Annotated in this window: 14 protein-coding genes; 3 read left to right on the top strand and 11 right to left on the bottom strand. The window is 31.7% G+C overall.

What is annotated here, in order from left to right:
- Positions 1 to 13: 13 nt before the first annotated feature.
- From JM80_RS06250 to JM80_RS06215, 8 genes are all read right to left on the bottom strand, one after another.
- Entirely contained in the window at positions 14 to 556 is a 543-nt protein-coding gene (locus tag JM80_RS06250; RefSeq protein WP_144709502.1) for a DUF1697 domain-containing protein, read from the bottom strand.
- Complete coding sequence (locus JM80_RS06245; protein WP_144709501.1) at positions 553 to 1,833, bottom strand: NAD(P)/FAD-dependent oxidoreductase; 1,281 nt, start codon at positions 1,831 to 1,833, stop codon at positions 553 to 555. Before JM80_RS06245 ends, JM80_RS06250 begins: the two co-directional genes overlap by 4 nt.
- Positions 1,833 to 2,525, bottom strand: a complete 693-nt coding sequence (locus JM80_RS06240; protein ID WP_144709500.1) for a glycerophosphodiester phosphodiesterase family protein — start codon at positions 2,523 to 2,525, stop codon at positions 1,833 to 1,835. Before JM80_RS06240 ends, JM80_RS06245 begins: the two co-directional genes overlap by 1 nt.
- Before the next feature lie 106 nt (positions 2,526 to 2,631).
- The gene (locus tag JM80_RS06235) at positions 2,632 to 3,651 is read right to left on the bottom strand and encodes a LacI family DNA-binding transcriptional regulator (protein WP_013620423.1); all 1,020 of its coding nucleotides are present in this window, start codon (positions 3,649 to 3,651) and stop codon (positions 2,632 to 2,634) included.
- Between the two features lie 125 nt (positions 3,652 to 3,776).
- Complete coding sequence (locus tag JM80_RS06230) at positions 3,777 to 4,934, bottom strand: tetratricopeptide repeat protein (protein WP_144709499.1); 1,158 nt, start codon at positions 4,932 to 4,934, stop codon at positions 3,777 to 3,779.
- Complete coding sequence (locus tag JM80_RS06225) at positions 4,927 to 6,657, bottom strand: M56 family metallopeptidase (protein ID WP_144709498.1); 1,731 nt, start codon at positions 6,655 to 6,657, stop codon at positions 4,927 to 4,929. The genes JM80_RS06230 and JM80_RS06225 overlap by 8 nt, the downstream gene beginning before the upstream one ends.
- Positions 6,658 to 6,674: 17 nt before the next feature.
- Positions 6,675 to 8,051 (bottom strand): M56 family metallopeptidase, encoded by a 1,377-nt coding sequence (locus JM80_RS06220; protein ID WP_144709497.1) that lies wholly within the window; start codon positions 8,049 to 8,051, stop codon positions 6,675 to 6,677.
- Positions 8,052 to 8,053: 2 nt separating this feature from the next.
- Positions 8,054 to 8,422 (bottom strand): BlaI/MecI/CopY family transcriptional regulator, encoded by a 369-nt coding sequence (locus JM80_RS06215; RefSeq protein WP_144709496.1) that lies wholly within the window; start codon positions 8,420 to 8,422, stop codon positions 8,054 to 8,056.
- A 165-nt stretch (positions 8,423 to 8,587) separates the two neighbouring features.
- Here JM80_RS06215 and JM80_RS06210 point away from each other — a divergent pair, with 165 nt between their 5' ends.
- Positions 8,588 to 9,106, top strand: a complete 519-nt coding sequence (locus tag JM80_RS06210; protein ID WP_144709495.1) for a DUF456 domain-containing protein — start codon at positions 8,588 to 8,590, stop codon at positions 9,104 to 9,106.
- A gap of 10 nt (positions 9,107 to 9,116) precedes the next feature.
- Entirely contained in the window at positions 9,117 to 10,052 is a 936-nt protein-coding gene (locus JM80_RS06205) for a M28 family peptidase (protein ID WP_144709494.1), read from the top strand.
- A gap of 3 nt (positions 10,053 to 10,055) precedes the next feature.
- Here the strand turns inward: JM80_RS06205 and JM80_RS06200 are convergent, their stop codons facing one another.
- Genes JM80_RS06200 through JM80_RS06190 form a run of 3 tightly spaced genes read right to left on the bottom strand, consistent with a single transcriptional unit; the run spans position 10,056 to position 12,049 of the window.
- Positions 10,056 to 10,607: a nitroreductase gene (locus JM80_RS06200; protein ID WP_144709493.1), complete on the bottom strand. Its 552-nt coding sequence runs from the start codon at positions 10,605 to 10,607 to the stop codon at positions 10,056 to 10,058.
- Between the two features lie 35 nt (positions 10,608 to 10,642).
- On the bottom strand, positions 10,643 to 11,119 hold the full coding sequence (locus JM80_RS06195) for a hypothetical protein (protein WP_013620431.1): 477 nt from the start codon (positions 11,117 to 11,119) through the stop codon (positions 10,643 to 10,645).
- Positions 11,120 to 11,155: 36 nt separating this feature from the next.
- On the bottom strand, positions 11,156 to 12,049 hold the full coding sequence (locus JM80_RS06190) for a LysR family transcriptional regulator (protein WP_013620432.1): 894 nt from the start codon (positions 12,047 to 12,049) through the stop codon (positions 11,156 to 11,158).
- Positions 12,050 to 12,127: 78 nt separating this feature from the next.
- Between JM80_RS06190 and hutH the strand changes: the two genes are divergently transcribed.
- Complete coding sequence (hutH, locus tag JM80_RS06185; RefSeq protein WP_144709492.1) at positions 12,128 to 13,708, top strand: histidine ammonia-lyase; 1,581 nt, start codon at positions 12,128 to 12,130, stop codon at positions 13,706 to 13,708.

The raw sequence follows: 13,708 nt of genomic DNA, 5'->3' as shown, positions 1-13,708 counted from the left end.
TGAGAGATAAATTTTAAGCTTCTGAATTTTTACTTATTTCTACAAGCTTAGCCATTGTTTTGTAGTTTCTAGTTGTTGCTTGCACACCTAATTTACGTTCAAAAAAATTGTTGTTGCATTTTGCCTTACCAAAGCCATTTAAACACAACAAGTACACGCAATTATTGGTTACTACAAATTTTTCTGTAGCATAAGTGTCTTTATTTAGTTCTGCAACAAGTGCGGCACTTGGCGTAGATTTAAGCAATACAAAATAAATTTGCTTTTCATCTTCCTCTGCGTATGGGTGGTTATTAAAAATAGTTTGTAAGGTTGATGAGGCCAATACTAAAACAGGTACATCTAGCTTAAAAGTGTTTAAAATTTGTTTGTGTATTTTTTCTGATAAAACAGTTGCATCAACCTCTTTACTACTAAAAACAATATTACCGCTTTGTATGTAGGTTGTAATATTAGAGAATCCTAATTGTAATAGCATTTGTTTTAAATCTGCCATTACAATTTTATTTTTACCACTAACGTTTATGCCTCTTAAAAGCGCTGTATAAGTTATCATAATTTAGAAATTGCTTGTGCTGCTATAAAACCACCTGTCCACGCGTTCTGAAAATTAAAACCTCCTGTAATGGCGTCTACATTTATAACTTCGCCTGCAAAATATAAGTTTTTTGCCACCTTACTCTCGTATGTTTTAAAATTTACTTCTTTTAAATCTACGCCTCCTGCTGTTACAAATTCTTCTTTAAAAGTGCTTTTTCCGTTTACAGAAAACTCGCTTTCTGTTAATTGGTCTGCTAAATTTTGCAACTGTATTTTGGTAGCTGTAGCCCATTTTACAGTTTCATCTATGTCTGCTGCTTTTACCAAATTTACCCATAAACGCCTAGGGATTTCTAATATTTTGGTACGTAAAATTGTTTTTTTGGGGTCCGTTTCTTTAACCGAGTTTAAATACTCTAAAACTGCACCCGGAACCATATCTGGCAACCAATTTACCTGTACCACAAATTGGTAATTTTTTGCGTGTAATAGCGTTGCTCCCCAAGCAGATAATTTTAAAATTGCAGGTCCGCTCATACCCCAATGCGTTATTAACAAAGGACCCTCTGCCTCTAACAATGGTTTTTTACTAACCGTAGTTTTTATTTTACCAGATACTTTTGTTTTGCCTTTTTTAGAATCAAAAACAGTAACTCTGGCTGTGGTACTCACACCAGGAATACCTGTAATACGACTATCTTTTATATTAAATGTAAAAAGCGATGGTACTGGCGGCACAATTTTATGCCCCAAACCTTCTAATAAGTTCCATATTTTAGGATTGCTGCCTGTTGCTACAACTACTTTTTTAGCTTTAAATTCTTTTTTAGGAGTAGTTACTAAAAATCCTTGTTCTGGCTTATTTTTATCTTCATAAGCAATATTAGAAACCGGACAAAGTTTCATTACTTTAATGCCCAAACGTTCTGTTTCATTAATAAAACAGTCTATAATACTTTGTGATGAGTCGCTTTGCGGAAAAATACGACCGTCTTCTTCTATTTTTAAAGGAACGCCTCTTTCTTCAAAAAAGGCCATAGTATCTCCTGTGCAAAAGCTATGAAAAGGTCCTAAAAGCTCTTTTTCCCCACGTGGATAATTTAGCACCAAGTCTGCCGGATTAAACTCGGCATGGGTTACATTACACCTGCCACCACCAGAAACTTTTACTTTAGCTAAAACTGTTTTACCTCGTTCTAAAATAGCAACTTTTAGGCTACTGTTTTGTTCTGCAATTTGTATTGCTGTAAAAAAACCTGCGGCGCCTCCGCCAATAATAATAACATCAAACATTAGTATACACGTTCTGGATAATTTGTAAATATACCATCTACAAATAAATTTTTTAACCTTACTATATTTTCTGGAGCATTAACAGTATACGTATACAATTTAAATCCTTGTAATTGTATAGCTTCAACTACATTTTTTGTTACATCTTTTTCATCTGCATTTATACTTACCGCCTTTAATTGTTTTGCCATAGGTAATGCTTGTAACGGATCTTCTTCTGTTAACACACCAATAGCTATTTTGCTATTAATTGTTCTCATTGCTATTAGCTCATCCCAATTAAAGCTAGAAATAAAAAACTGGTCTAATTTCCAGTTTTTAGTATTAATATACTCTTCTAGTATTGTATTTACATCTTTTGCTGTGCCTGCACCTTTTAGCTCCACATTTACAGGAACTTTAGCATTAATAGTATCTAAAACTGTGGTTAGTAGTGGTATTTTATGATTACCTAAAAGCGTAAGCTCTTGCAATTGTTGCCACGTATAATCTTCAACCTTGCCTGTACCATTTGTTAGCCTATTGACCTCATCATCATGAAAAACAATAATTTCTCCGCTCTTAATTTTAAAGACATCAATTTCTATCATATCAACCTTTAATTCTAAGGCTTTTTGCATAGATGCCAAGGTATTTTCGGTCTTATGTCCCATGGCACCTCTATGGCCAATAACAAGTAATTTTTTAATCATACATACAAGTATTTATAGTAAAAGTACACAAAGTAAAATTGTAAAAAAACTGCATAAAAAAAGGACTAAAACTTAGCTTTAGTCCTTTACTTTCTGTTTTAAATTCCTAATTTTTAGTAGACTCGCGCTCTACCAATGTAGATTGTAACACCTCTGTTACATAGGTTTCTTCTTCTTTTTCGCTTTCAATTTTCTCTATTAACATTTTAGAAGCCATTTCTCCCATTTGCTCTCCATGTTGTGCAATTGCTGTTAAACTTGGGTAAGCGTATTTAGACAAATTACCATCTGTAAAGCCAATAAACTCTATATCTTCTGGCACTTTTAATCCTTTTTTAAGCGCTACACGCATACTGTACATTGCAAATAACTCATGCACACACAGAACAGCATCTACCTCTTCTCTATCATAAAAATCACTAATGGCTTTTTCATCCATTTTCATCTGAGGCAAACTTAAAATTAAATTTTCATTTACCTCTAAACCGTGGTCACGTAAAGCATCACAATACCCTTCTGTACGCTGCTTACCAATACTTAAATAATTATCTGTGGTAATTAATGCTATTTTTTTACGTCCGTTTGCTATTAACTTTTTAACTGCTAAGTAAGCACCTTCTCTATCATTAATAATTACTTTATCGCACTTAATTTCATCTGTAACCCTATCAAACATAACCAAAGGAATACCTTGATCTGTAATTTCTTTAAGGTGGTTGTAATCGTTTTTTAATTGTGTTTCTACAGACAAAGACATGATAAAGCCATCTATACTGCCATTGGCAAGCATTTCCATATTTATAACTTCTTTATCAAAAGACTCATCGGACAAACAAACAATAACATTATACCCTTTAGAATTGGCATAACTCTCTATACCACGTACCACAGTTGTAAAAAAATGATGTACAATATCTGGAATAATTACCCCTATATTTTTTGTTCGCTTATTTTTTAAGCTAATTGCAATATTGTTTGGTCTGTAATTGTAAAGTTTTGCATAAGCTTGTATACGCTCTTTAGTATCTCTGCTTATTTCTTCACTATTTTTAAGTGCTTTAGAAACAGTAGATATAGACACTTCTAACTCTCTTGCTATGTGTTTAAGGGTGATAACTTTTTTCAAAATGAACTTTGTTTTTTTCTAACAGATGAATGTACATATAAAAAACAATATTCTAAAATAATAAAAGCAGATTGTGATTTTAAATTTGTCTTAGATTGAAGAAATTAACAATTATCTACCAGAATTTATTCGCCTTTCGCAAAAATCTCACTCTTTAATTCTGAAATTCGTTTTTCTGCAAACACTACAAAATACTGACTATTAGAGCCTTTAGACTCTGATTTCTGCTTTAATTGTGTGTAGTAATTAAGCTTTAGCTTGGGATCTTTATAATATTTGTCTGCATAAATACAGGCTTGATACAAATACAATACTTTAGTTGGATTTTCAGTATAAGCCATATTATAATATTTTATTGCCGTTTTATAGTCTTTCTTATTTACAGCAATGCGTGCAGCAACCTCATACTCTTTGTCTAGTTTATAAGAATGTGCTTCTATTGCCCTTTTTATATACACCGTTGCACTATCTAGCTTTTTGTCTTTCATGTACACTTCACTAATCATACGTAAAACTTTTATGTTTTCTAGATCATACTCTAGTAATAACTTATAATTTTCTATAGACTTTTCATAATTTTCTATACTATTATATGCATAGCCTAATCTGTGATATACTTTTTGATCTTTTTTACCTAGGCTTAGTAATTTTTCATAACATTTAATAGACAATTTATAACTACCCATATTAAATAACGCTAATGCCTTTACATTTATAAGTACAGGATCGTTCTCAAAAAAACTTAGTCCTTTATCTGCATATTTTAATGCAAAATGGTTTTCATGTTCACCTACGTAATGTATACTTAAGCGCTGTAATGCTCGTAAATGAGTACTATCTACATCAAGTGTTTTTTTATACCACAGTACACTTTTCTTATCTTCATTTATTGCACTAAAAGATCTTGCTAGGTTATAGCTGTACTCTGGGTTAGTTTTAGATATAGCTACAAGTTTAGCAAAAAGGCTATTTGCTTGTTTAAACTTATTGGTTTTTAAATACAGCTTACCTAAGTTAAACCTAGCAACCAATAAACTTGTATCTTTTGTTACAACACTATTGTATTGAGCAATAGCTTTGTCATAATTACCAATAGCATTATATGCTTTTGCAATTTGAAGATTTGCATTAGTATTATTTATTTTAGCATACCGGTTAATAGCTGCAGTATAGTTACCAGTATTATACAAACTGTCTGCAATTTTAAAAGCCGAGGGTTGCGCCCCAGCTTTTAAAGTTAAAAACAGAACAATTAATTGTATTGCATAAAAAATTTTAGTCATTTTTTTTCTGCAGCTTAAATGTAATTGGCAATGAAAAAGGAACTTTTACGGCTTTTCCTCTTTGCTTACCTGGTGTAACATTTGGTAATTTTTTTATAATATTCAACGCAACTTCTTCTAACCTAACATCTGGTCCACGCATCTGAATTTTACCAATGCTACCGTCCTCCATCATAACAAAACGCACAGAAACTCTACCTTGTACTCCTTCTTTTTGTGCAGATTCTGGATAACTAAAATGTTTTCTAATATGTTCATTTATTTTATTATTAAAACAAGCTTTTTTATCTGAAGCATTTTCACAACCTGGAAAAACAGGAACTTCATCTATTACAGAAAAAGGAACTTCTTTTGCATCTTTATACAACCTGTCCTTTTCTTCTTGTTCTTTACGCAGCAATGCTGTTTTTACATCTTTAGTTAGTTTTTCTTTATCAGTCTCTGGCGTTAACCTAAATGTAATTGGCAATGAAAAAGGAACTCTTACTGCTTTTCCCTTTTGCTTACCTGGTGTAACATTTGGTAATTTTTTTATAATATTCAACGCAACTTCTTCTAACCTAACATCTGATCCACGCATCTGAATTTCACCAATGCTACCGTCCTCCATCATAACAAAACGCACAGAAACTCTACCTTGTACTCCTTCTTTTTGTGCAGATTCTGGATAACTAAAATGTTTTCTAATATGTTCATTTATTTTATCATTAAAACAAGCTTTTTTATCTGTAGCATTTTCACAACCAGGAAAAACAGGAACTTCATCTATTACAGAAAAAGGAACTTCTTTTACATCTTGTTTAACTGGAGCTTCTTTTACTTCTATAATGTCGTTTTCTTTATCTGTATCTTTTTCTTGACCTTTAGAAGATGTGTAAAAAAGGATACAAACTATGGTTGGTAACAATAACAAATACTTGCTTGCCCATATTTTTTTAGATTGATTTTTTTGTAACATTTTAATTCGTTTTTTAATTAATGATGATGAAAAAAAGTGATTTATAAATGAGATATTTTCTGTTTGAAAAACTTGAGACAACAATAACTCATACTGTTCTTTTCTATGAGTCTTAGCCACTTTAGCGTCTGCAATAAACTCGTGTACTTCTGATATTCTACTTTGATAAATATATACTAGTGGATTAAACCAAAGGGCAATACGCATTACTTCAAAAAACAATAAATCTAACGTATGTTTTTGTCTAATATGTACTAACTCATGCGCAATAATATTATGGTACTCTTTAGTTTTTATTTCATCGCCTAGAAAAATGGTTTTAAAGAACGAGAAAGCACTATTACTTTGCTTTAAAACAACCTCTGTAAAATCTGTATAAACAGTTTTTTCTCCTCTTTTACGTAGCTTGTAAAGCTGACGTATTTTAAATAAAAATAAAAAAAGTGCTACTACCACTCCAATACTAAAAAGAATACCATACCAAGGCATTGTTAATTGTTGTGCTACATTGGTTTCATTTAAAAGAGTTGTATTTGTTTCTAAATCGTAATTAGAAAACATAAATGGTGTGTAAACGGCAACTGCATCTGGCACCTTACTTTTAAATATATCTAAAGCTACTAATGGCATTAAAAACGATAGCACACACGTACCCAATAAATACAATCTGTTCCATTGAAAAAAGGTTTCTCTTCTTAAAAACACATCATAAATAATTATAAAAACTAACTGAAAAGCAAGACTTTCTATTACGTACTGTACCATCGTTTTTTATATTTTTATTACTGTAATCTAAATGTAATTGGTAATGAAAAAGGAACTTTAACTGGTTTACCATCTTTCATCCCAGGATTCATTTTAGGTAATCTACTAATTATACGAGCAGCTTCTTTTTCTAAAGATTCATCTGGACCACGCATTTGTAAGTTCTTTACAGAGCCATCTTCTTCAATTATAAACCTCATAGATACAACACCTTGTATTTCTTTTTCATGAGCTTCTACTGGATAAGCAAAATGCCTTCTTATGTGTTTGCTCATTTGCTTATTAAAACTTTCAAAAGTGCTTACTCCTTCTTCACTACCAGGAAAACTTGGAAGAATTTCCAATTCAGAAAAAGCTACTAATTCACCATCAACCTTATTAAAAACTTCGGTATTTTTTATTTCTCGATTAAGTGCTAATTCTTTGAGTTCTGAATCTGATGTAGTTTCAAATGAACTTGGCATTTTTAGAGCCGTAATAACAACTTCACTTAACGCAGCTGTTGTATTTACTTCGCTTTTTGCCTCTACCGCATCTATTTTAGCATTGTTCTCTGTTTCACAAGAGGTATAAAATAACATACCTGCAACTAATGGCACCAATGCTAAATATTTTAGCTTTAAAACTTTACCAGATTTTGATTTTTGTAACATAACTATTCGTTTTTTAATTAATGATGATTTATAAAAATGGTTGATGAATGAGATATTTTTTGTCTCAAAAATTTGAGATAATAATAACTCGTATTGTTCTTTTTTACTCGTTTTTTTCACTTTAGAGTCGGCTATAAACTCGTGTACTTCTGCTATTCTGTTTTGGTAGACATACACAAGTGGATTAAACCAAAGGGCGATGCGCATTACCTCAAAAAATAATAAATCTAAAGTGTGTTTTTGCTTAACATGTACTAACTCGTGCTCTAAAATGCCTTCTTCATTTTCTTTTGTAACCGCATCGCCCATAAAAACAGTATTGTAAAATGAAAAGGCATTATTGCTTTTAGGGATTGTAACTTTTATATAGTCTGTGAATTTTTGCTTTTCTCCCGCTTGCTTCAATTTTATAATCTGATAAATTTTATAAACAAACAATGCAAACGCTACTACTGCGCCAATTACAAATACCACTTTAAGCCAAGGAAAACTGCTCTCTGCTGCAGCTTGTGGTGAATTTGCTGTTAATACAATTTCATCTAAAACAATGGCTGCATATTGCTGTGATACTACAGTTTTAAAGACTGGCAACTTTACAAAAGGTAAAAATAAAGACACTAAAAACGTACCTATTAAATACACTCTGTTGCTCTGGAAAAAAGTCTCCTTTTTTAAAAACAAATCATAAATTGCCAAAAACAACAACTGAAATGTGATTACTAAAACTATATACTGTACCATAACTATTCTTTTTTATCGTCCTCTTTAATATCTTTTAAAATAGATTCCAATTCAGATAAACTCATATCGTTCTTTTTCATAAAAAAAGAAACCATACTTTTAAATGAACCTTGAAAATATCCTTCCATTAATTTATTTATAGACTGATTGCTATAATCTGCTTTTTTTATCAACGGAAAATACAGATATCCTCTTCCTAATTTTTCGTGCCCAACAAAGCCTTTATTTTCTAAAATACGTACAATAGTAGATACTGTATTATAGGCTGGTTTTGGTGTTGGCAATTTTTCTATAACAGCTGCTACAGTTGTTTTTTCTAACTCCCATAGCACTTGCATAATTTCTTCCTCTGCCTTTGTTAATTGCTTCATTCTCTTTTATTTTATATATATTCTAGAATATTTTGAATATTAAATTAGTACTATTTATCTTATATTCTTTCGCTAATATAACTAATATTTTAGTTTAAACTAATTTTTTAGGTAAAAAATTTGTAACAAATTGTTGTTATCTTCGTCAAACAAGTAAACTATTGTATGGATATAGCGCTTTTAATAATTGGTTTTGTTCTAATACTAACTGGTATTATAGGGAGTTTTTTACCAGTATTACCTGGGCCTCCAATTAGTTGGTTGGGTCTATTAGTACTTTATTTAACCAAAGCTATACCTAACGATTGGGTTTTTCTTGGTATAACTTTAGCAGTAGCTCTAATAGTTTTTGCATTAGATTATATTATTCCTGCAATTGGAACTAAAAAATTTGGAGGTACAAAAGCTGGTATGATAGGTACAACTATTGGCCTATTAGTAGCTGTATTTTTTCCTGTTCTTGGAGTATTTGGAATTGTAGTTTGGCCTTTTATTGGTGCTTTAGTAGGTGAGCTTTTAAATAAAGCCGACCAAAAAACAGCTTTAAAAGCTGCTTTTGGTTCCTTTATTGGTTTTTTAACAGGTACTTTTTTAAAATTTATTATTGCCATAGTATACCTTGGTTTATTTGTATCTAAAGTATGGGAATATAGTGAAGCGTTGTTTCCGTTTTTTTATAATTAAAACCACAAGTATGAAAAAAATACTATCAGCCATTCTACTACTTTCCTTTTTAATTTCTTGTGGACAAAAAAAGGTTAGCACCCAAACTGCAACTAATATAGATACGGTACGTATTAAAAATGACTTGCTAAAAATTACAAAAACACAAAATAGCCGGAATTATAAAAATATTAAAACTCTTAACTCAATTGCTAGCTATATTAAAGTGGAACTTGCTAAGGTGTGCGACACTACTGCTTACCAAGAATATAAGGTTGAGAATGAAACTTATAAAAATGTCCTTGGCTCTATTGGCACAGAATATAAAGAACGGTTAATTATTGGTGCCCACTATGATGTATACGGCGATCAAGAAGGTGCAGATGATAATGCAAGTGGCGTTGCAGGATTATTAGAATTAGCACGTTTATTAGCCAAAGAGAAACTTGATTATAGAATAGATTTTGTTGCCTATACTTTAGAAGAACCTCCTTTTTTTAGAACTGAGAAAATGGGAAGTTATGTGCATGCAAATTACTTAAAGGAAAACAACATAACCGTAAAAGGTATGATTTGCTTAGAAATGATTGGTTATTATAAGGACGAACCCAATACACAAACCTACCCAATTAAAGAGATGAGCACCATTTATGGCAATCGTGCTAATTTTATAACTGTTGTTCAAAATGAAAAAAGCGGCAATTTTGGTACTGAAATTGAAAACTTAATGAAGAAACAGAAACTGATACCTACTGTATCTTTTAAAGGATCTTCTCTTGTTACTGGCGTGGATTTTTCAGATCATTTAAACTACTGGAATTTAAATTACCCAGCAGTTATGATCACCAATACCTCTTTTTACCGCAACAAGAATTATCACACAAATAAGGATTCTCTTGAAACATTAAACATAAACAAGATGAGTGCGGTTATTCAGCAACTCTACTTTACTATTAAGGAACTCTAATAGTTAAAGCCAAGTTGTTTTATCTTCAACAGCACCTCTAGTTGCTTCCGGAAGTTCATCATCTGTGTACCCCATATAAAAGAAACCCAAACAAACTTCTCCTTCTTCCATTGCAAAAAAATCGCCCATATGTTTTATTAAGCCAGGAGAACTCCAATAACTACCTATACCTAAATCTGTGCAGATAAGCCACATATTTTGTACTGCCATTGCCGTTGCCGCAACTTCTTCCCATTCTGGCACAGACTCACTAGGGTCTCTCTGCATACAAATAGCTATTATTGCTCCTGCCTTTTGCGGATTGTTTATTAGTTTTTCTACCTTAAATTTCTTTGGATTTGGGTCGTTTTCCATATATTTTAAAGACAAAAACATTCCTAGTTTTGCTCTAGTTTCTCCTTGTATTACTTTAAAACGCCAAGGTTCAGTTTTTTTGTGAGATGGTGCCCAATTACCTGCCTCCAAAACCTTTTCAATTAATTCTTTAGCTATTGGTTTGCTATTGTATTGCGCAGGAAACACAGATCTCCTCTTCTTTATTATATCAAAAATCATAATTCAATTTTAATCAAAATTTACATAAAACTTAACTACCCTCTAGTTTTACCTATTCTGTAGGCAGAATAAGATAGTATTAGTAAAAATAAAACTTTAATTACAAAGAGTACATTAGTAAAGGCTGATAATATTTTAGTTACAGGAGAAATTTCTTTATCGCCTCCACTTTCTTGAAAGCCTATGGTTGATTGTAAAAAAGAATCAACAACATAAATAATTTTACTTAACAGCAATATTAAACCCAAACAAAATAACAGAACTAAAATGCCTACAAATACATTTTTGAATTTCCCTCTTATCATTCTAAAAAAATAAATAACAAAGAAAATAAGAGCTCCTAAAAACCAAAAGAAAGGAGTATTTGAAAAAACAAAATAGGTATCGTGAATATTTATATCTATTGTTTCATCAGCTTTAAATCCATCAATTCCAAATATCAATACTAAGGTTAAAAATGATGTTAATACAGCACCTAAAAACCATAAAAATTCTTTTTTTGAAAAAGTCATAAAATATTTGTGAGTTATTACTTACTTCAAATATATCTATTTTTCATCACCCAACAACAACTGCATACAATGTTTTAAAACCGGGTTTCTATTGTCTTCTTTCCAAATAACAGACAATACGGCTCGCTGCGGTATTTTTTTTAGTTCTATAAATTTTACATTCATATTAAAACCTTGTTGCAAAGATGTAGGTACAATGGCAACTCCCAAATTGTTTTCTACCAATGTAAAAATAGTTTGCGCATGTACAGACTTATGAGAAACCTTTGGTGTAAAACCAGCATCTTCACAAATACTCATTACCGTATCATAATACAGCGGACTGTAATCTTGTGAAAACAGAATAAAATTTTCTCCTTTAAACTGTTCCATTCCATTAAATTTAGTTTCTGTTATTTTATGGTTTGCTGGTACAACCACAGAAAATGTATCATTAAATACTGGTTTAATACACAAACCCTTTGGTACCCTAACCATACGCACAAAACCAATATCTAAACCATCTTTTAAAACAGCATTTAACTGTGCATTGTTAGAGAGTTCTTCTAAACTTGTATTAATTTCTGGGAAAGCATCTTTCAGCTTTAATAACAAATCCGGAATTACGGTTTGCATTGCAGAACCCAAAAAACCTATGTTAAGCTCACCAAACTTACCCTGACTTACCAATTTTATATGTCGTTTTGTTAACTCTAAATGGTTTAAAATAAACTCTATTTCATCTTTTAAGTAAACTCCAGCAGCTGTTAAGGAAACCTTTTTTTTATTTCTAATAAAAAGCTGTGTCTCTAAAATTTCTTCCATTTGTTTTATTTGTCTACTTAAACCTGGTTGCGATATAAACAAACGTTCTGCTGCTTTTCTAAAGTGTAATTCTTCTGCTACAGCTAAAAAATAATTAAAATGGCGTAACTCTATTTGATAACTCATAGTTATTAATTATTGATAAATATGATATTGGCAATCATCAAACATAATCAATAATTTTATAGTATTAAAATATATGCTATGCGTAACGCACCTAAGACCTTTAATTTTGGAGAAGATCATTTAACGGCTGGTATTGCTCTTTCAATTGCAAGAGGCAAAACCAAAGGGTTAATTTCAGATTTTTCTCGTATAAAAATAAGAAACAGCAGTAAAACTGTTGCTAATATTGTAGAAAAAGGAGATCCTGTTTATGGTATAAACACCGGGTTTGGACCTTTATGTACTACTAAAATATCTAAAGAAGAAACAAAAATATTACAAAGTAACATTTTAAAAAGTCATAGTGTTGGTGTAGGAGAACCAATAGATAAAGAGATTGCTAAACTTATGCTTATCTTAAAAATGAATAGTCTTGCACAAGGATATTCTGGTATTGCAGAAGCAACTTTAGACCGTATTTTATGGCATATAAATACTGATGCAATTCCTGTTGTGCCGGCTCAAGGTTCTGTTGGCGCATCTGGTGATTTGGCTCCGCTTTCTCATTTGTTTTTACCATTAATTGGTTTGGGTAAGGTTAATTATATGGGTGAGATTATGGAAACCTCATCTTTGTTTGATAAAACAGAAATGCAAAGCATAAACTTAGGTCCTAAAGAAGGTTTAGCGCTAATTAACGGCACACAGTTTATTGCTGCACACGCTGTAAAAGTGGTAGAAAAATTGCAAAGTTGCCTTTCACAAGCAGATATTATTGGTGCAATGATGATTGAAGGCTTGCAAGGTTCTATTAAACCATTTTATAATGAACTGCACGCATTACGCCCTTTTAAAGGCAATATGTATGTTGCTAAAAAAGTAAAACGCTTGCTTAAAGGATCTGAGATAATGGAAGATCATGCAAATTGCAATAGGGTACAAGATCCTTATTCTTTGCGTTGTATTCCGCAAGTTCACGGTGCATCTAGAAATGCGTGGTTGCATTTAAAAGAATTGTTAGAGATTGAGTTAAATTCGGTTACAGATAACCCTATTATTATAGATGAAGAACTAACAATTAGTGGTGGTAGTTTTCACGGTCAGCCTTTAGCTATGGCATTAGACTATGCTTGTTTAGCTGCGTCTGAGGTTGGTAACATATCTGACCGAAGAATATACTTAGCCTTAGAAGGTAATAGCCCTGGAGTGCCTAAATTATTAATGAATGAAACCGGAATTAACTCTGGTTATATGATATTGCAATACACTACTGCTGCCTTAGCTAGTGAAAATAAAGGTCTTTGTTTTCCTTCTAGTGCAGATAGTATACCAACGTCTTTAGGACAAGAAGACCACGTAAGTATGGGATCTATTGGAGGACGCAAAGCACTACAAGTTATTTGTAATGTAGAAAAAATATTAGCTATAGAAATGCTAACTGCTGCACAAGCTTTTGAATTTAGAAAACCACTTAAATCGGGCTTATTTTTAGAAGAAGTACATAAAAAAATTAGAGAAAAAGTTGCCTTTGCAGATAAAGATCGTGTGTTTGCTACCGATATTGAAGCAGGAATAGAAATGATACAAAACCAAACCATTTTAAATGCTATTGAAGAGGTAAAAGAACGAGAAAATTTAGAAATGGAGATTCCGTTTGCAGATGAATTTGAAATCTACTAA

The organism is Cellulophaga sp. RHA_52 (assembly GCF_007827205.1).
GTDB classification, from domain to species: Bacteria; Bacteroidota; Bacteroidia; order Flavobacteriales; family Flavobacteriaceae; genus Cellulophaga; species Cellulophaga lytica.
Note: the sequence above shows the minus strand (reverse complement) of the source record. Positions and strands in the feature narration are given on the sequence as shown.